The sequence below is a fragment of the Streptomyces sp. NPDC018019 genome (genome assembly GCF_044327805.1).
Taxonomy (GTDB): Bacteria; Actinomycetota; Actinomycetes; order Streptomycetales; family Streptomycetaceae; genus Streptomyces.
The window spans coordinates 433,783-451,831 of the sequence record NZ_JBIRGD010000002.1; the positions used below are offsets into that span (position 1 = coordinate 433,783).

At 71.9% G+C, this 18,049-nt stretch carries 15 protein-coding genes and 1 pseudogene; 5 read left to right on the forward strand and 11 right to left on the reverse strand.

The features are described from left to right. Nucleotides 1-83: 83 nt before the first annotated feature. Nucleotides 84-304: pseudogene (locus tag ACH4FX_RS05115) on the forward strand (TetR/AcrR family transcriptional regulator); the annotation flags it as partial. A gap of 629 nt (nt 305-933) precedes the next feature. Here ACH4FX_RS05115 and epsC read toward each other — a convergent pair. The 7 genes from epsC to ACH4FX_RS05150 all read right to left on the reverse strand — a co-directional run bounded on the left by epsC (nt 934) and on the right by ACH4FX_RS05150 (nt 9,605). Beyond that, on the reverse strand, nt 934-1,482 hold the full coding sequence (gene epsC, locus ACH4FX_RS05120) for a serine O-acetyltransferase EpsC (RefSeq protein ID WP_398475513.1): 549 nt from the start codon (nt 1,480-1,482) through the stop codon (nt 934-936). A gap of 90 nt (nt 1,483-1,572) precedes the next feature. Next, nucleotides 1,573-2,598: a PLP-dependent cysteine synthase family protein gene (locus ACH4FX_RS05125; RefSeq protein ID WP_398475263.1), complete on the reverse strand. Its 1,026-nt coding sequence runs from the start codon at nt 2,596-2,598 to the stop codon at nt 1,573-1,575. A gap of 598 nt (nt 2,599-3,196) precedes the next feature. Continuing rightward, nucleotides 3,197-5,023, reverse strand: coding sequence for an asparagine synthase (glutamine-hydrolyzing) (gene asnB, locus ACH4FX_RS05130; RefSeq protein ID WP_398475265.1), 1,827 nt, complete (start codon nt 5,021-5,023; stop codon nt 3,197-3,199). Nucleotides 5,024-5,152: 129 nt separating this feature from the next. Further along, on the reverse strand, nt 5,153-6,373 hold the full coding sequence (locus ACH4FX_RS05135) for a cytochrome P450 (protein ID WP_398475267.1): 1,221 nt from the start codon (nt 6,371-6,373) through the stop codon (nt 5,153-5,155). A 114-nt stretch (nt 6,374-6,487) separates the two neighbouring features. Next, entirely contained in the window at nt 6,488-7,723 is a 1,236-nt protein-coding gene (locus tag ACH4FX_RS05140) for a multidrug effflux MFS transporter (protein ID WP_398475269.1), read from the reverse strand. Nucleotides 7,724-8,177: 454 nt separating this feature from the next. Next, complete coding sequence (locus tag ACH4FX_RS05145; protein ID WP_398475271.1) at nt 8,178-9,191, reverse strand: helix-turn-helix transcriptional regulator; 1,014 nt, start codon at nt 9,189-9,191, stop codon at nt 8,178-8,180. Nucleotides 9,192-9,434: 243 nt separating this feature from the next. Then, nucleotides 9,435-9,605 carry a hypothetical protein gene (locus ACH4FX_RS05150; protein WP_398475273.1) on the reverse strand — a complete coding sequence of 57 codons (171 nt, stop codon included), beginning with the start codon at nt 9,603-9,605 and terminating at the stop codon, nt 9,435-9,437. 191 nt (nt 9,606-9,796) lie between these two features. Here ACH4FX_RS05150 and ACH4FX_RS05155 point away from each other — a divergent pair, with 191 nt between their 5' ends. From ACH4FX_RS05155 to ACH4FX_RS05165, 3 genes are all read left to right on the forward strand, one after another. Beyond that, the gene (locus ACH4FX_RS05155; protein ID WP_398475274.1) at nt 9,797-10,057 is read left to right on the forward strand and encodes a GlsB/YeaQ/YmgE family stress response membrane protein; all 261 of its coding nucleotides are present in this window, start codon (nt 9,797-9,799) and stop codon (nt 10,055-10,057) included. Nucleotides 10,058-10,349: 292 nt separating this feature from the next. Beyond that, nucleotides 10,350-12,059 carry a cytochrome c oxidase subunit I gene (ctaD, locus tag ACH4FX_RS05160; protein WP_398475276.1) on the forward strand — a complete coding sequence of 570 codons (1,710 nt, stop codon included), beginning with the start codon at nt 10,350-10,352 and terminating at the stop codon, nt 12,057-12,059. Between the two features lie 37 nt (nt 12,060-12,096). Further along, nucleotides 12,097-12,450 carry a hypothetical protein gene (locus ACH4FX_RS05165; protein WP_398475278.1) on the forward strand — a complete coding sequence of 118 codons (354 nt, stop codon included), beginning with the start codon at nt 12,097-12,099 and terminating at the stop codon, nt 12,448-12,450. Between the two features lie 63 nt (nt 12,451-12,513). On the opposite strand, the gene ACH4FX_RS05170 is transcribed toward ACH4FX_RS05165, so the two are convergent. Continuing rightward, nucleotides 12,514-13,665 (reverse strand): MBL fold metallo-hydrolase, encoded by a 1,152-nt coding sequence (locus ACH4FX_RS05170; RefSeq protein ID WP_398475515.1) that lies wholly within the window; start codon nt 13,663-13,665, stop codon nt 12,514-12,516. Nucleotides 13,666-14,022: 357 nt separating this feature from the next. Between ACH4FX_RS05170 and ACH4FX_RS05175 the strand changes: the two genes are divergently transcribed. Next, a complete protein-coding gene (locus ACH4FX_RS05175; protein WP_398475280.1) occupies nt 14,023-15,162 on the forward strand; it encodes a hypothetical protein in 1,140 nt (379 codons plus the stop codon). Nucleotides 15,163-15,211: 49 nt separating this feature from the next. Here ACH4FX_RS05175 and ACH4FX_RS05180 read toward each other — a convergent pair whose 3' ends face one another. From ACH4FX_RS05180 to ACH4FX_RS05190, 3 genes are all read right to left on the reverse strand, one after another. Further along, nucleotides 15,212-16,669, reverse strand: a complete 1,458-nt coding sequence (locus tag ACH4FX_RS05180; RefSeq protein ID WP_398475517.1) for an NAD(P)/FAD-dependent oxidoreductase — start codon at nt 16,667-16,669, stop codon at nt 15,212-15,214. Between the two features lie 192 nt (nt 16,670-16,861). Beyond that, nucleotides 16,862-17,737 carry an SAM-dependent methyltransferase gene (locus ACH4FX_RS05185; protein ID WP_398475518.1) on the reverse strand — a complete coding sequence of 292 codons (876 nt, stop codon included), beginning with the start codon at nt 17,735-17,737 and terminating at the stop codon, nt 16,862-16,864. A gap of 23 nt (nt 17,738-17,760) precedes the next feature. Then, entirely contained in the window at nt 17,761-18,048 is a 288-nt protein-coding gene (locus ACH4FX_RS05190) for a DUF397 domain-containing protein (protein ID WP_398475282.1), read from the reverse strand. Nucleotide 18,049: the final 1 nt, after the last annotated feature.

Sequence of the window (18,049 nt, forward strand, 5' to 3'; positions counted from 1 at the left end):
CCTCCGCCACCTCCGCTTCAGCGCGGCGCACGGTGGCGCACCGGCCGCCGCGCGCGGCGCCGGGAACCGGACCGGCTCCGGCGGCCCCGGAGGGCGGAGCGCCCGGTTTCGACGCGATCCAGGAGGCCGTCACGGGCTATCTCAAGGCCGAACAGGAGCTCGGCCGCGTGGCGGAGACCGTCGATCCGGAGGCCGCGGAACTCGCCATCGTCGGCGCCGCCCACCATCTCCTGATGACCAGCGGCCGGGCGCACCCGACCCACGGCCTTCCCTCACACGCCTGGTGAGCGCCTTGGTGGGTGGTCAGGCGGGAGACGCGCACCGGTCCGCCGCTCGGACGTGCGGCGCGGCGCACCGTACATGCGCCGCGCGACGGCTGCCGAGCGCCCTTGTCCGTACGCGCGTTCCGGCCTGGCACGGTGAGCGGCATGCCCACCTCCACAGCACGGCACCGAAGACGCCTCGCTGCCGCCCTGCTCCGCACGGGCGCCACACTGTCCCTGTCCGCCTGCGGACAGCAGCGTGTCGCGGCCGGCGCGCCGCCGGACGGGACGCTTGAGGTGCGCGCCATGGACGCGCGCTTCGAAACCGACCCCTACGTGACACCCGCGGGCGCCCTGATCGGCCTCCGCGTCCGCCGGGATGCCTGCGTCACCGCGTTCGCCCAGAAGACCAACTACCACAGGTACAGGTCAACGGGCCGCATCTGGGGACGGGCTGCTTCGCACCGCCTTTCGCCCACTGACCGGCGACGCGGGCCGGGGCCTGCGGCCGGTGGGCGGCCGGCCCCGTCGGCGCAGCCGGTACCGGGCCACCGCCCGGCACCGCCGCCGACGGAGAACCAGCTCGGGCGACGCTTCCGACCGGCTCGCCCGGCTCACCGGCTCGCCCGGGGTGTACGACGTGTACGGGGTCCACGGCGGCCGGGCCGGGTCAGGCGCTGTCCGTCCGGAGGTCCGCCTTCTTCCGGGGGCGGGCGACGGTGGGCTCGCCCATGATGCGGCTCCCCGCCGGCACGTCGCCGAGGACCAGCGCGTGGGCACCGACGAGGGCGTCGTCGCCGATGGTCAGCGGGCCGAGGACGGTCGCGTTCACACCGAGCGTGACCCGGTCGCCGACCTCAGGGTGGCGCCGGTCGCCGCTCGGCCGCAGCTTGTCCCGCCACCACCCCACCGCGCCCAGCGTCACCTGCTGGTAAATGGTGACGTCGTCCCCCAGCACCGCGGTCTCGCCGATCACCACGCCGGTGCCGTGGTCGATGAACAGCCGGCGGCCGATCCGCGCCCCCGGGTGGATCTCGATGCCGGTCAGCACCCGCGCGCAGCTGGTCAGGACGCGGGCGGCGATCCGGTGCCGCCTGCCGTAGAGACGGTGTGCGACGCGGTGGATCCACAGCGCGGGCAGCGTGGAGTGGAACACCGCCTCCGCCCGGGAGGTGATCGAGGGGTCGCGGGCCAGCGTCGTGTCGATGTCTTCGAGCATCCGGGACAGCGGACCGCCCCCGGCGCGCCGGCCGCCGAACGGCACGGCGGCCGCCTTCGGTTTCCGGTCGGGCTGCGGCTGAAGCATGGCTCAGTTCCCCATGCTTTCGGCCTTCTCCCAGTCCTCCTTGGACCCGGCGTCGGCGAAGACCGTGACGACGATGTCGTCGGGGCCCAGGTTCTTCGCCTTCTCGCGGGCGATCAGCCAGCTGGCGCCGGCCGACGAACCGATCCTGGTGCCGGTCTCCTTCCAGAAGTCGTACATCGCGGTGAGCGCTTCGCGGTGCGAGACCTGGGCGCTCTCGAACTCCGGGATCAGCTTCTCCACGAAAGGCTGGCGCATCCCGTAGGTCAGTCCGCCGGCTCCGGCGAACTTCGGCTCGGCGTTGGGGGGTTCGGGCGTTCCGTAGGGCAGCTCCGCGGGGGTCACGCCGATGACCGCGAGCCCGGGGGCGATGCCCCGCAGCGCCCGGGCGACACCGGCGATCATGCCGCCGCTGCCCACCGCCCCCACCACGGCGGCGGGGCGGGCGCCGTCGAGCTGGCCCACGATCTCGCGGCCGGTGAAGAACTGGTGCGCGGCGACGTTCGCCATGTTCCGGTGCTGCGCCAGCAGTGTCCAGCTGGGGTCCTGCTCCGCGATCTCCGAGGCGCGCCGCATGATGGCGAGCGGGAACTCGGACGCGGGCACCAGGTCGATGCCGGTCCCCCGCTCGGACAGGTGGGTCAGCAGGCTCTGCGGTACGGAGTCCGGCATCACGGCCCGTACGGGAATCCCGGTGACCGCGTTGAGCCCCGTCAGGGCGCGGGCCATGTTGCCGCCCGAGCAGTCCAGGACCTTCAGCGGGCCGTCCTGGTCCGCGTGCGCGTTGATGGCACGGCAGAGCATGGAGTACGCGGGGCGGTCCTTGGCGGAACCGGACGGGTTGCGGAATTCGTACTTGGCCATGATCTTCGCCCCGCCGGGCGGGCCGGGCACCTCGACGAGCGGTGTACCGCCCAGGGTGGCCCGGAATTCGCGCAGTCCCGGGTACCGGGCCAGCGCGGTGGTCTCGTCGACCGCCGCCTCCAGCGGCTCGGTCACGGAGAGGTCGATCTGAGGCGGTTGTGTCGCCATCGGGCTCACGGTCCCTTCGCCAATTCGCGGCCTGCGCGGCCGTTTCCGCGCTGCCTTCGCGCCGTGCGAGCGAACGCTCGGCCGGGTAGATGTTCAGCGAGCCCGGGAGAGGTGTCAACGAAAGGCCGATGTTCAAGCGCGCGAACGCACCAGGGCCGTACGAGAAGTTTCTCGTTCTCGGCCGGCAGGACGATTACCGGGCGCGTGATCGCCAAGTGGGCCGGCATGCGGGCCGGCGGGCCGTCCGGCGCTGTTCAACCGCGGATTTTCCGCAACTGAACAGGGAGCGCGGTCTGCTGGACGCGGCCGGCCTGATTCGGCGACGCGGAATCGGTGACAGAGCACCGCGAATTGCTGCGTGTGCCGCTGTGTACGCGTGCCGGCCGACGCGGGATATGGCCGCGCGGCGTTCGCGTATTCCGTCCATCAGAGCCGGACGCCGGGGGCACCGTAAGGGCCGGTGGCGGTCAGCTGGGTCAGGACGTGGTCAGAATGGTCAGTCCCGGTGTTGGCCGACATACGTGGGCCGGTGAAGACCCAAGAGGCGGATCTTCACCGGCCCGGTCGCCGTGCCTGCTCGCTCGCCCTCGCGCCAGAGTCAGAGTTTCAGTTCGTGGGTCTCCAGCCAGCTGTTGAGCTGCACCATGAACTCCAGACCGATCCGGGACGGCCAGCCGTCCGCCCGCGGCTCGCGGATGCCCCCGTGGTCGATGAGGGAATGCACGGGTGCGTTGGGGTCGGCGGCCAGCCGGTCGAATGCGGCGCGCAGTCCGGCGTCGTAGCGCGGGTCGTGACTGATCGGGTACGCGCTCTTCTTACGCTCCACGATGCTGTCCGGGAGCAGGTCGCGGGTCGCCGCCCGCAACAGGCTCTTCTCTTTCCCGTCGAAGAACTTCATCGACCAGGGCACATTGAAGGTGTACTCGACGAGCCGGTGGTCGCAAAACGGCACTCGTACTTCGAGGCCGACCGCCATGCTCATCCGGTCCTTTCGGTCGAGCATGAAGGGCACGAAGCGGGTGATGCCGAGATAACTCACTTCCCTGATCCGCCGCTCCGCCGCGTCCTCGCCGGGCAGCACCGGCACCTCGGCCAGCGCTTCGGAATACCGCTGGGCACGGTATTCGTCGATGCGCAGATCGGCGATCAGACCAGGGTCCAACAGTCCGGCCAGCGTGGGGATCGGGTCGTATCCGGCGGCCACCCACGGGAAGGTCGCCGCGTCGCGCAGCTCGGGTACGTGGAACCACCCGTACCCGCCGAACAGTTCGTCGGCCGCTTCTCCGGAAAGGGCCACCGTCGACCTTTCGCGAATGGCCCGGAACAGCAAGTACAGCGAGGCGTATCCGTCACCGAGCATCGCGGCGGGCGCGTCGTATGCCTTCGGCACCACGGCCCGGGTGCGCGGGTCGCCGAGTTCTTCCAGGCTGAGCACCAGATTGGTGTGGTCAGCGGCCACGTAGTCGGCCATTTCCGCCGCGAAGGGGGCGTCCGGGGAGCTGTGCACCGTGTTGGCGGTGAAGTCCCGGTCGTTCCCGGCGAAGTCGACGGCGAACGAACGGACCGGACCGGCCCCGCGCGCGGCGAGCGAACGGGCGGCGAGAGCGGTCACCACACTGGAATCCAGCCCGCCGGAGAGCAGGGTGCACAGCGGGACATCGGCGATGAGCTGGCGCTCGACGATGTCTTCGAGCAGGCCGCGCACCGTCCGTACGGTGGTGTCCAGGTCATCGGTGTGTCCGCGCGCCTCCAGTGCCCAGTACCGCTGGATGCGCAGCCCTGCGCGGCCGAAGCGGAGCAGGTGGCCGGGGCGGAGCTCGTACATGCCGTGGAAGATCGCGTGTTCCGGCGTTTTGGCGCATGACAGCAGCTCGCGCAGACCGTCCTGGTCCACGAGGGGACGCACTTCGGGATGCGCGAGAATCGCCTTGGCCTCCGAGCCGAACAGCAGCCCGCGCGCGGTCGGGAAGTAGTAGAGCGGTTTGATGCCGAGCCGGTCGCGCACCAGGACCAGTTCCTCGCTGCGGGCGTCCCAGATCCCGAAGGCGAACATTCCGTTCAACTTGTCCACCATGGCCGCGCCCCATTGCAGATAAGCGTGCAGCACGACTTCGGTGTCGCTTTCGGTACGGAATCGGTGCCCCAGCGCGCTCAGCTCAGCGCGCAGCTCACGGTAGTTGTAGACCTCGCCGCTATAGGTGACCGCGGCCAGCGTACGGCCGTCGTGCTCGACGGTCATCGGCTGGACCCCGCCTTCCAGGTCGATCACCGCAAGGCGCCGGTGCCCGAAGCCGATATGGGCGCCCGTCCAGTACCCCTGCGCGTCCGGGCCCCGGCAGGCCATCGTGTCGGCCATGTCCCGTAGTACGCCCGGTGCGTGGCTCATTTCGCGCTCGAAGTCCACCCAACCCGTTATGCCGCACATGAAATACTCGCTCTCTCTTCGCTTCGAGTGGGACAGGCCAGCATGTTGCGTGCGTTGTTCGAGTAACCGGACCGGCACGGCGTTCGGCGCCCCGGATCAGCGGAGCCCAGCGAGTGCCGGCGGCACGTGTCACCAGGTGACCGGGAATTCATGGATGCCGTAGATGTCCGCGTCGTGCTTGAACGGCAAGTCGGCGGTCGGTATCGCGGGGCGCAGTGTCGGGATACGCCGTAGCAGGGTCGAGTAGACGATCTCCAGTTCCATCCGGGCGAGATTCTGGCCGAGGCATTGGTGCGCCCCGAAGCCGAAGGCCAGTTGGTGCCGGGCGCCGCGCCGCAGGTCCAGTTCGTCGCCGCCGGGGAACACCGCGGGATCGCGGTTGGCCACGTTGCAGAGCGCGACGAGGACATCGCCTGCTTTGATCAGGCTGCCGCCCAGTTCGACGTCCTCGGTGGCCACCCGTGTGGGAATGAACTCGGCGATGGTGAAGTAGCGCAGGAGTTCTTCCACGGCGGCCGGGATCCTGCCCGGGTCCGCGCGCAGGGCATCCGCGTCCGCCGGCCGATCGAGCAGGACCATGGTGCCGAGCGAAATCATGTTCGCGGTGGTCTCGTGCCCGGCGACCAGCAGCAGGAATGCCATGCGCGCCAGCTCTTCACGCCGGTAGGTGCCCGCCTCGCGCAGTTTCACGATCTGGCGTCCGAGCAGATCATCGGTCGGCTCGGTCTCCTTCTCGGCGATGAGGTCGCCGAGGAACTCGATGAGTTCGTCCAGCGCCCGCAGCCGTTCCTCGGCCGAAGCGCCGCGCAGCAACAGCATGTGGGAGCGGGACTGGAAGAAGTCGTGCCCCTCGTAGGGCACGCCGAGCTGCTCGCAGATCACCAGCGAGGGAACGGGCAGGGCGAGCGCGCCGACCAGGTCCGCCGGTTTGGGACCGGCCAGCATCGTGTCGAGGCAGTCGTCCACGATCTCCTGAATACGCGGCTGTAACGCCTTCATGCGCTTCAGGGTGAACTCGCCGGTCACCGAACGGCGGACGTCCCGGTGTTCCGGCCCGTCCATGGAAATCATCGTCCGGCGGAAATGGCCCGGCTGCCCGTCCACCTGGAACGGAAAGCCCTGCTGCTGCCGGTCGGCGCTGAACCGGCCGTCGTTGAGCATGGTGCGGATATCGGCGTGGTTGCTCACCGCCCAGACCGGCGCGTCGGGTCCCAAGGACGCCAGCCTGACTTTGACGGGGCGCCCCTGGCGCAGGAATCGGAAGTGCTGCGCATTCGGCGCATAGGGGCAGCGGCGGGAGATCTCCAGTTCTTGCACGGCCGCTGTCGCGGCACGTTCCGTACTGGTCACGGGTTTCCCCTTCTCAGGTACGTCGAGGGTACGTAGCGGGTAAGTGCGGATACGAAGCGGGTACGTCGCGCGATATACGGCGGATACACCGCAGGGCGAAAGGGCGCTGCGGACTCAGGCTTGGCCGGCCGGCTCGCCATGACCCTGCCACGGTCGGGCGAGTGCGACCAGGGCCACCGCTGCGATGAGCACGCAGCCCAGCACCACGACGGCCGTCGACATGGCGGTGGTGTTGCCCAGGACGCCGGGGAGCGGCGCGGCGGCGGCGCCGAGGACGAACTGGGCGCCGCCGAGCAGTCCGGAGGCGGCTCCGGGGGCGTCGCTGCCGACCGCGAGGATGATGGTGGTCGACGCGGGCAGCAGCAGCCCGAACCCGAACGTCAGGCCGAACAGGCAGGCCCAGGTGGTGGGGAAGGTGCTGATGCCGCTGGAGAGCAGGACCACCAGCACGGCCAGGGAGAGCACGGTGATGGCCACGCCGACGGCGAGCAGGCTGTTGAGACGTACGCGCCCGGCCAGCCGCCCGAAGATCGTGCCCGCCACCACGGTGCCGACGGCGTTCGCGGCGAAGACGAGGCTGTAACCGGTGGGCGACAAGCCGTAGATGTTCTGGAAGACGAAGGGCGAACCGCTGATGTAGGCGAACAGGGCGCCCAGCCCGCACCCCATGACCAGGAGGTAGCCGACCAGTTCACGGCGCCGGAGCAGTCCGCCCATCGCGGCGGACATGGCGCGCAGGCCGCCGGCCCTGCGCCGCTCGGCGGGCAGCGATTCGGGTACCCACGCCCGGACCGCCAGCAGCAACAGCAGCCCGGTCACGGCCAGCGCGACGAACACCAGCCGCCACGATCCGACGTCGAGGATGAGCCCTCCGACCACCGGCGCGAGGACCGGCGCGGTCGATCCGATCACGCTCAGCGTGGTGAGCTGGCGGGCCGCATGGGTGCCGGTGAACCGGTCGCTGACCACCGCCCGTCCGATGACGATGCCCGCGCTGCCGGCGATGCCCTGCAGCAGCCGGGCCACGTCGAACACGGCGATGGACGGGGCGACCGCGCAGACCAGGGAGAACACGGTGAACATGCCGGAACCGGCCAGGAGTAACCGCCGCCGCCCCATCGCGTCGCTGACCGGGCCGAGCACGACCTGGCCGACGGCGATCCCGATGAGGCAGGCGGTCAGGGAGAGTTGGACGTTCGTCTTCGAGGTCGCGAACGAGGTGACGATCTCGGGGAAGCCGGGCGCGTACATGTCGATGGCGAACGGCGACACCGCCGAGAGTCCGCCGAGGACGACGATGAGTCGCCCCGTCCCGGTCCGCGGGGTCGCGGTATCGATGCTGACGGTCATCGGTCTCCATCCGAAAGTGCCTGAGGGATACCTGAACGGTAAGGTAAGCCTTACCTTACTCGCAACGCAGCTGTCGATCCGGCCGCGGCGGAGGCGTCGCGCCACCGGCCGGTTCCGGCCGCGGCGCCACGGCATCTCGGCGGCGCGGACACCGGCCCGTACAGCGACGCCGGAGGGAACACCGAAGACGCCTCCGACAGCGCGGACGCCGGCGCACCGGCATACCGGCACGCCGCCCGTCCACACCGGCGCGGGCGCGGACATGGATGCAGGGCGAAGACGGAGGCGCAGGCCAACGCAACGCCGTCACCGAGGGATCCGGCCTTCCTTCACGACGACATGACGGCCGGTGCGGCCGCTACTCGCCACATCTTCGGCTGCGGGGCCGCGGCGTGGTGTGGAGCGAGGGGCCCGGAAATGTGGAGCGCGGTGCCCGTCCGGCGCACGCCCTGCGTCAGGAGTGTGCCTGCCTGAACCGGGCGGGAGTGGTGCCCCGGTCGCGCCGGAAGGCGTAGCCGAAGTTGCTGGGCGAGGCGTAGCCGACCTCGTGCCCGATCCGGGAGACCGGCCAGTCGGTCTCGACGAGGAGCGCCGCGGCCCGGTCGAGGCAGCGGCGCCGGTGGTACTCCATCACCGATGTCCCGTACAGCGCACGGAATCCGGTGGCGAGGCGCCGGACCGACATCGATGACGCGCGGGCCAGGTCGGCCAGTGTCGGCGGTGCGTGGCGCTCCCGCCACAGCAGGTCGGGGACACGGCGCAGCGCGGCCACTTCGTGGTCGTCCAGGGCGAGGTCCTGCGTGTCCGCTGGCGTCGCGGTGACCGTGAGTCCGTCGACCAGTGCGGCCATCGCCGCCACCAGCCGCGATTCCAGAAACAGCAGGCGCCCCGGGGACGCGCGCCGGTGCAGGAAGATCTCCTCCAGCGGACCGGCCGCCGGGCGCAGCGCGGTGGACCGGCCCAAGTACCGTTCGCGCGCGACGTTCTCCGGCCCGATGGCCGGCAGGGCGCCCGCTCCGAGGCCGCTGAGATAGGACTCCAGCCCGGTCCAGGTCCCGGTGATCGACACCGCGCGGTACCGCTCGCCGTCACCGTGCGCGATGACGCCGTCGGTGGCGCACCGGGGGCTCAGCGACACCGAGTTGGCCTCCAGATCACCGGCGCCGGTGCGGGTCTCGCTGATGTGCATGCGCCCGTCGACGCAGTGCTCCAGCTCGAAGTGGTCGCCCGGGAAGGCGAACCGGACCTGATGCCCGCCGGCGAACGCGACGTCGTACCGGAGGACGTGGAACCCGCTCCGCAATGTCGTGACCTCGATCGTGCCGTCGCCGACCTCCGGGCGCAGCCGGTGCCGGACGGTGCCGTCGCGGCTCTCGTCGGCCTGCGCGATCGACGCGAAGTACGCCGCGTACGTCGCGTCCAGATCGGTGGAACCGGCCGCGCCGGCAAGCTGGTGAACCGGAGTCACAAGATCAAGGTTAGCCTCCCCTAAGCGCTTTGCCCATGGGAGCGCGGCGAAGCCGGTCCGGTCCGCCCGGTGCAGGGCCGCTTCGCCGTCGGCCTTCCAGTGCGCGAACGGCCGACTGCGGCCGGACCACTGGTCCATTCGGGTGAAGCCCTGCGGGCCCGGGGTCAGAAGTCACGGCGGCAAATCTCCGTACGGAACGGGAACCTCAGCGGGGAAGCGCCCCCGGCACCCGCCCCGCCTGCGTCACTTCTTCTCCTCGTAATCCTGCGGGCGGACGTCGGCCTCCCGCAGAGCCTCCTGCATGGTACGTCCGGCACCCCGCTGCTGCCGGGAACGGCGGTCCCTTTCGGCCCGCGCCGCCGCGGTGTCGTCCGTCTTCTCGCTCTTGGGGCGGTTCTCGTCCGGAACGCTCATCGGTCTCACTCCTCTGAACAGGCCGCTTCCTGTCGGTCGGCCAGCGACTGCGTACCCGTCACCGGCAGCGTCATGCGCCGCGCCCGGCCGCCGCTTCCCGGTACGGAGCGGTACGCGCGGACGGCGCTTACGGCGGACTCACGCGGGCACGCGCACTGGTGCCCGAAGATCAATGAACGGAAGGAGTCGTCGTGTCGTTCCTGTGGGCCATCATCGCGGGGCTCGTCATCGGCCTGCTGGCCAAGCTGGTCGTGCCCGGACGGCAGCCCGTCCCCCTGTGGCTGACGGTCATCCTGGGCATGGTCGGCGCGGTCGCGGGCAACGCGCTCGCCACCGCCTTCGGCGTGCGCGACACCGGCGGTGTCGACTGGATCCGCCACATCTTCCAGGTCGGCATCGCGGCCGTCCTCCTCGCCGTCATCACTCCCCTGTGGGTCCGGCGGCGCGCCTGACACCCGTACCGCCGGCCCGCCGGGGTCCGAACCGACGGGTCGGCGGGCCGGCGCACCTACGGACCGGTGGGCCCACGGACCGGCTGTCGCGCGGCCGGGGCCCGCCGCCGGGCCGGGCCACGGCCCCTCAGATCACTGCGTCCGGCCTCCCACCGCAAAGATCCCCCGTGCTGTATGAATGGGACAAAGTGCCGCAATACGGCTCGGCCGGCTGTCGCGCCGACGCGATGCGGAACACGACACGGGTGAGCAGTTCCAGCTGACGAGAGGGCGTGGCGCGGTGTCGGGGCAGGTGGCGGAAGCAGAGCGGGCGGCGGAGGACGGGGGCGGGCCGTCGGGCGGCCGGCGCCTGGGCGCGATCGTGGTGACCTGGCTGACGACCACCGATCACAAGAAGATCGGGTCGCTGTACCTGGTCACCTCGTTCCTCTTCTTCGGCGTCGGCGGTCTGCTGGCCCTGGCCATGCGGGCGGAGCTGGCCCGGCCGGGCATCCAGATCATCTCGAACGAGCAGTTCAACCAGGCGTTCACCATGCACGGCGCGATCATGCTGCTGATGTTCGCCACGCCGCTGTTCGCCGGATTCGCCAACGCGATCATGCCGCTGCAGATCGGCTCGCCCGACGTGGCCTTCCCCCGGCTGAACATGCTGGCCTACTGGCTCTACCTCTTCGGCTCGCTGATCGCCGTGGCCTCGTTCCTCACGCCCAACGGCGCGCCCGACTTCGGCTGGTTCGCCTACACGCCCCTGTCGAACGGCGTGCACACCCCGAACGTCGGCGCCGACATGTGGATCCTGGGCCTGGCGTTCTCCGGTTTCGGTACGATCCTCGGCTCGGTCAACTTCATCACCACGATCATCTGCATGCGCGCGCCGGGCCTGACCATGTTCCGGCTGCCGATCTTCACCTGGAACATCATGCTGACCAGCGTGCTGGTGCTGCTGGCCTTCCCCGTGCTGGCCGCCGCGCTGTTCGCCCTGGAGGTGGACCGCAAGTTCGGGGCGCACCTCTACGACCCGGCCTTCGGGGGCGCGATCCTGTGGCAGCACCTGTTCTGGTTCTTCGGCCACCCCGAGGTCTACATCATCGCGCTGCCGTTCTTCGGCGTCGTCACCGAGATCATCCCGGTCTTCGCCCGTAAGCCGATCTTCGGTTACGTGGGCCTGGTGGCGGCCACCATCTCCATCACCGGCCTGTCGGTGACCGTATGGGCGCACCACATGTTCCCCACCGGCGCGGTGCTGCTGCCGTTCTTCTCGTTCATGTCCTTCCTCATCGCCATCCCCACCGGGGTGAAGTTCTTCAACTGGATCGGCACCATGTGGAAGGGGTCGCTGTCGTTCGAGACCCCGATGCTGTGGGTCACCGGGTTCCTGGTGACCTTCCTCTTCGGCGGGCTGACCGGGGTCATCCTGGCCTCGCCGCCCATGGACTTCCACGTCACCGACTCGTACTTCGTCGTGGCGCACTTCCATTACGTGGTCTTCGGCACCGTCGTCTTCGCGATGTTCGCCGGCTTCCACTTCTGGTGGCCCAAGTTCACCGGGCGGATGCTCGACGAGCGGCTGGGGAAGATCCATTTCTGGACGCTGTTCACCGGCTTCCACACCACGTTCCTCGTCCAGCACTGGCTGGGCGCCAACGGCATGCCCCGGCGCTACGCCGACTACCTGGCCGCCGACGGTTTCACCTGGCTCAACACCGTGTCGAGCATCGGGTCCTTCCTGCTGGGCCTGTCGACCCTGCCGTTCCTCTACAACGTCTGGAAGACCGCCAAGTACGGCGAGAAGGTCGGCGTCGACGACCCGTGGGGCTACGGCCGTTCCCTGGAGTGGGCGACCTCCTGCCCGCCGCCCCGCCACAACTTCGTGTGCCTGCCCAAGATCCGCTCCGAGTCCCCGGCGTTCGACCTGCACCACCCGGACATCGCCGTCCGCGACCAGACCCAGGAGACCGGCCGCCGCGACATGGTCGAGCCCGGACCGGGCGGCGGCAGCTGACGCCCGGCTCCGGCCGCCGGACCGCAGGAGCGCGCTCATGACCACGGAAGCCGACCACGACACCGCGGCGGGTATCGCCCGGCTGGAGGGCTACCTCCTCCTTCACGCCGAGCGGGACCGCGCCGACCACGAGGCCCGTGCGTTCGCCGACCGGCTGCCGTGGCTGACCACGGCCCAGCGCGACGAGGTCGTCCGCTGCTACACCGAGCAGCGGCTGACCGGCGCCCGGCGGGACTGGGAGCGCATCCGCGCCCGGTGCGACCAGCTCCGCGGTGAGTACGCGGCCCGCTACGAGGCGTTCCGCAGCAGGCTCGTGCGCACCTGCTGTGCCGTCACCCTGACGGCCGCGGCCGTCTGCACGGGCACCGTGGTGCTGTCGATCGTGCGGTGATCGGCATACCGGCCGGCCGTGTGGCGGCCGGCGTACGGACTCTCCGTACGCCGGCGCCCGCCGTCACCCCGCGACTTCGAAAGCCTCGGCCGCCGGCGCAGCGACGGGCGGTGCCCCGGCGGACCAGGACGGCCAGCCGTGGACCGGCGGCAGAGCCACGGTCCGCCACCACGGTTCCACCACGGGCGCGTCGGCGGGCTCGAACGGCCGGCCCGGGTGGGGGATGGCGCAGCGGAAGCCGGCGGAGCGGGCGGCGTACATGGTGCGTTCGGCGGGCTCGGCCCATGGGTGGGGCGCGAGGTTGAAGGTGCCCCAGTGGATCGGCAGCATCAGACCGTCCGGCCGGCCGCCCTGCAGATCCAGGTGCGCCTGCGCCCCCTCCTCGGGCGTCATGTGCACATCCGGCCAGAACTCGCTGTAGGCGCCTATCTGGATCATCGTCGCGTCGAACGGGCCGTGCTCGGCACCGATCCCGGCGAAGCCGGGGAAGTAGCCGGTGTCGCCGCTGTGGAAGACCCGGTGCGTGGGGCCGGCCACCGCCCAGGACGCCCACAGGGTGTGCTGCGGTCCGCGCAGCCCGCGCCCGCAGAAGTGCTGCGCGGGTGTCGCGGTCAGCGTCAGACCGCCGACACCGGCCGACTCGTGCCAGTCCAGTTCGGTGATGCGCTCCTCGGGGACGCCCCACAGTTCGAGGTCGGCACCGATGCCGAGCGGTACGACGAAGCGGGTGCCCGTACGGATCAGGGCCTTGACCGTCGGCATGTCCAGGTGGTCGTAGTGGTCATGGGAGATCACCACGGCGTCGACCGGGTCCAGCTCGCCGAGGGCGACCGGCACCGGGTGCAGCCGCCTGGGACCGGCCCAGGCGAACGGTGAGCAGCGCTCGCCCCAGACCGGGTCGAACAGCACCCGGTGGCCGTCGATCTCGGCGAGCACGCTCGAATGCCCCATCCACGTCAGCCGCAGTCCGGAGGCGGGCGGCCCGCTGAGCTCCGCCGCGGTCGGCCGGTGCACCGGGATGCGGCCGACCGGCGCCCGGCGCAGCCGGCCCTCCCGGTTGAGCTGCGTCCGCGCCATGGGCAGCGTGGCGCCCGGGAGCAGTTGCCGGGTCGGTACGGGGTTGCGGAACTGGCCGTCCACGAACTGCGGGGACCGTCGTATCCGCGCCAGCCGCTCCCCGGTGGGCCAGGCGCCGAAGACGGCGGGCCGCCGCAGCGTGTACCGCCCTGCGGCACGCGGGGCGGTCGGGGTCTCACGGCGGGATCGGTAGCCGGGCACGGCACCTCCATGGTTCGGGGCGGTAGCGCTGTCAACGGGTCGCCGAGCAGTGAACGGACCGCCGCGGCGACGGGTTCCGGCACGCCGGCGTCCGGGCACGCGGCACCGGCGGCGGGTCCCGCGACGCCCGGACAGGACACGTGTTCCCCACCCGTCCCGGACCACGCGGGCGGCACGGGCATTCCGTACCGGCCGTACGGGTGCCGGGCGGTGCTGTGGGGTGCGCCGCCCGGAGGGCCGTACGGTCCCGCCGCCCCTCTGTGCGGCGGGACCGTACGGCCCTACCTTCATGGCATGAGCCAGACCCTGCCGCCGGAACACGGGGATTCCCCGGGCGGCGGAATGCCTCCTGCCGACCAGGGGCCCGTGCCGCCCCGGGGGCCGGCGCAGTGCCCGGAAACCGTGGAACGTGCCGGTACGGAAGAGCGCGTGCCACCGGTCCCGGCGGCCGCACTGCCCCCGCCCGTGGCCCGTGCCGCCCCGCACCTCGCGCGGCCGGACGCCCGTCTGGTGGCCGTGCCCCTGGCGGTCACGCTCGGGCTGCTGGCCGTCGCCGGGCTCGGCACCGCTTTCGTCGGGCGGTTCCGGGCCGCCGAGTCGCCCGAGGCGCGCGCCTTCACCAAGCTCCTGGAGTACGACCTGTGGAGCGCGCTGGTCGGCGCCTCGATCGCGCTGTACGTGGCGGTGGCGTACGCGATGGCGTACGCGGTGCACCGGCGCTGGCGGCATCCGCTCGACCGGCCCGCCCCCTGGGCCATGGCGGTGCTGGCGGCGGGGGCCGTCCTGTTGATGGGCGCCGTCTTCGGCGTGCTGCGCTTCTTCACCCCGCCCGGCACCCTGCCCGTCCCGCTCGACGGGCTGGCCTGGCGCGTTCCGCTGCTGCTCGTGCTGGGGATGCTGGCGGCGGCGCCGGGCGCGGTGGGCCTGTGGGACGTACAGGTCCGGCTGCTGCGGCTGAGCCGGCGGCTGCCCGCCGAACCGGGGGTCCTGGCGCCCGTGGGGGCGCTGCGGGAACTGGACCGCGCGTGGCGGGACGCGGTGCGCTTCCTGACCGGCGGCAGCCTGATCATCTCGACCGCGGTGATCGACGGCGGCGCGCTGCGCAACGCCCTGCTCGCCCACGGCGTGTCCGAGAAGACCTTCCCGGCGTCCTCCGTGCTGCTCTACGGCGCGTTCTTCAGCGTCATGTTCGCGCTGGTCTTCCTGCCGGTCGTGGTGCTGTGGCGGGCGGTGGCGAGCCGGCTGGTCGAGGTGACGGTCCGCATCCCGGAGGCGGACGAGCTGACCGAGGACTGGATCGAGCGCCGGGCGCGGCTGGTGGCCTTCCTGCGCCTGGACGTCTCGCTGCCGAAGGTGCTGGCCCCGGCGTTCGGCATCCTGGCGCCCCTGGCCACCGGCGCGGTCAGCCTGTTCCTGCCGAGCGGGGGCCGGTGACGGGCGGGGACCGGTGCCGGGCGGCCGGTGACGGGCGGGCCCGTGGCCGTCAGGCGGCCCGCCGCAGCGGTTCGACGGCCGTCGGCGGGGCGCTGAAACCGGGCCGGGGCGGCAGCAGGACGGTGCGCAGGACCGTGTGCGGGGCCATCAGGCGGGACGGTGGCGCGGTGAGGCAGGAGACGTCGCGGAAGGCGGCGCCGACGACGGGGTCGGTGACGCCGCGGAGGATGAGCCGCTGCACGTACCAGGAGATCAGTCGTTCGCCGAGGCCCGCGCGGGCGTCCGGGCCGTTCGCGTACGGGCGGTCGGCGCCGACCGCGGTGATCCAGGCGCTCTCGGTGGCGCGGGCCACCGCCCGTTGCGCCTCCGCCGCGAGCCCGGGGCACAGCCCGCCGCCGGAGTCCAGGATGCGGCGCAGCGCCAGGGCGCCGAGCGCGGCGACCGACATGCCCTGCCCGTAGATCGGGTTGAAGGTGCAGTTGGCGTCGCCGAGCACGACGAACCCCTCGGGGACGGCGCCGGGCCGCTCGTAGTGCCGGCGGCGGTTGGCGGTGTCGCGGAAGCCGTAGACGGGCGAGACCGGTTCGGCGTGCGGCAGCAGGCCGTGGATGTACGGGTCGCCGACCGTGGCGGTGAAGTCGGCGAAGCCCTGGTCGTCGGTCGGCGGGTGATGGCCGCGGACGCCCGCGACGGTGAGCAGCCAGGTGCCGTTCTCGACCGGTACGTACACCGCGCCGCGCGGGCTCCCCCGCCAGCCGGGGATGTTGACGCCCATGTCCGGGGCGCCGGCCGGGCCGGTGGGGCGGAACATCCGGGTCGCGTAGGCGATGCCGGCGTCCACCGTCTCCTGGCGCGGGGCGGGGCGGCCCAGTTCGGCGTACCACTGCGGCGCCTTGGAGGAACGGCCGGAGGCGTCGATGACAAGGGCGGCGGGGAGGACCCGTTCGGCCGGTCCCGCCGGGGCCGCACCGCCGGTCCGTCCGCCGCCGGTCCGGGCCCGTACCCGTACGCCCGTGACCCGCTCCGCGTCACCGGTCAGACCGACCGCCTCGGTCGCCTCCAGCACCTCCAGGCGGGTCGCCGACCCGGCGGCCGCCCGCAGCGTGCGGTCCCGTACGACGCCGTCGATCACCGGGCGGGTGACCGACAGGCACCCGTGGCGGCGCTCGTCGAAGCGGTGCTGCCACCCCACGGCGGTACGGGTGACCAGGTCGCGCGGCGGGTAGAGGGTGCGCGCCCCGGCGCCGGTGAGGGCCTGCCCGGTGCCGGGCAGCAGCTCCTCCAGCGCCCGCACGCCGCCGCTGAGGAAGACGTGCAGGTGGCGGGCCTGGGGGACGCCCTTGCGGAAGGCGTGGCCGGCCGGGTAGCGGTCGCGTTCGACCACGGTGACCACGTCCGCGTGTCCGAGCAGGGCGCCGGCCGCGAGCAGCCCGGCGAGCCCGCCGCCGATGACGACGGCGTGCCGCTCCCCTGCCCGTGCCTCTGCTCCCGCGGCAGTCTCCGGCACCTGCCCCACCCCGTTCCGCACCTGGGCGACCGCGTACGCCGCCGCCGTCACCGGCGCCGGTCGCGCGGTCACCGCGCCTCCGCCCGTCCGCGTCCGAGGTCTCTCACCTTCAGCGCACCGGGCGGCAGTGTCAACCGCCGCCCCGTATCGGACGGTTGGACAGTCTCCGTACGCCCGCCCGCCCCTGCGCGCTCAGCCCTGCTTCCGGCCCACCCCGCCGTAGAAGATGATGTCGTTCAGCTCCGCCGGGCCGGGCGGCGGACCGTCCGGACGCCACAGCGGCACCCGCACGACGCCCGGCTGCAGCAGCTCGAACGGCCCGAAGAGCGGCTCGACCTCGGCCTTGGTCCGCAGGTTCAGGGTGGCCGTCGCGTTCTTGTAGACGTCGAGGACGCCGTCCCGCGCCTGCTCGTCCGTACGGCCCTGTTCGTACGCCTCGTACGGCTCGCCCGTGGCGTGCGACATCACCAGGACGCTGCCGGCGGGCAGTTCGCGCGCCAGCGTGGCCACGATCCCCGCCGGGTCCTCGTCGTCCCGGACGAAGTGCAGGACGGCCACCAGCAGCAGCGCCACCGGCCGGCCGAAGTCGATCAGCGCGCGGACCGTGGGGTGGTCGAGCAGGGCCTTCGGGTCGCGCACGTCGGCCAGGACGAACCCGGTGTCCTCGGTGTTGGTCAGCCGTGCCCCCGCGTGGGTGGCGACGATGGGGTCGTTGTCCACGTAGACGACCCGGACGCCGGGGGCCGTCTCCCTCGCCACCTCATGGGTGTTCGGCGAGGTCGGGATGCCCGTACCGATGTCGATGATCTGCCGGATGCCGCCGGCGACCACCTCGCGCACCGCGCGGTGCAGGAAGGCCCGGTTGGCGCGGGCGCTCAGCCGCACCTGGGGGTGCGCCTCGATGACGCGCTCCGCCGCCTGGCGGTCGACCTCGTAGTTGTCCCGGCCGTCCAGGTAGTAGTCGTACATCCGGGCGGGGTGCGGCTTGCTGGTGTCGATCTCCTCGGGCGCGAAGGCCGCCGCGTCCTGGAGCCCCTGCGAGCCGTCCTCGTCCCACGAGCCGACCACGGCCCGGGAGAAGTCCGCTTCCGTCACGCCGTCCTCCGATCGGTGCCGCAGCCGCACCCGCAGGGCGCCGCGGTGAGCAGGAAGTCGGCCGCGCCCGCCTTCGCGCCCTCGATGAAACTCTTGATCTCGCGGTGGGTGTAGATCAGGGCCGGGCCGTCCGGATCGGTGGACTGGCGCAGCGCCACCCGCCCGTCCCCGAGCCGCAGCGCCTCCACGCAGTCGCCGCCGTTGCCGCCGCTCCACGGCTTGTGCCAGCCGTCGCTGCCCAGGTCGGTGGCGGGCATGCCGTTGTAGATGCGTATGCGATCCATG

What these genes read in the sequence shown, in the direction of transcription:
- epsC (WP_398475513.1), bottom strand. Translation starts at nt 1,482, where the DNA reads ATGCTCGAAGACATCGACACGACGCTGGCCCGCGACCCCTCGATCACC.
- ACH4FX_RS05125 (WP_398475263.1), bottom strand. Translation starts at nt 2,598, where the DNA reads ATGGCGACACAACCGCCTCAGATCGACCTCTCCGTGACCGAGCCGCTG.
- asnB (WP_398475265.1), bottom strand. Translation starts at nt 5,023, where the DNA reads ATGTGCGGCATAACGGGTTGGGTGGACTTCGAGCGCGAAATGAGCCAC.
- ACH4FX_RS05140 (WP_398475269.1), bottom strand. Translation starts at nt 7,723, where the DNA reads ATGACCGTCAGCATCGATACCGCGACCCCGCGGACCGGGACGGGGCGA.
- ACH4FX_RS05150 (WP_398475273.1), bottom strand. Translation starts at nt 9,605, where the DNA reads ATGAGCGTTCCGGACGAGAACCGCCCCAAGAGCGAGAAGACGGACGAC.
- ACH4FX_RS05165 (WP_398475278.1), top strand. Translation starts at nt 12,097, where the DNA reads ATGACCACGGAAGCCGACCACGACACCGCGGCGGGTATCGCCCGGCTG.
- ACH4FX_RS05175 (WP_398475280.1), top strand. Translation starts at nt 14,023, where the DNA reads ATGAGCCAGACCCTGCCGCCGGAACACGGGGATTCCCCGGGCGGCGGA.
- ACH4FX_RS05190 (WP_398475282.1), bottom strand. Translation starts at nt 18,048, where the DNA reads ATGGATCGCATACGCATCTACAACGGCATGCCCGCCACCGACCTGGGC.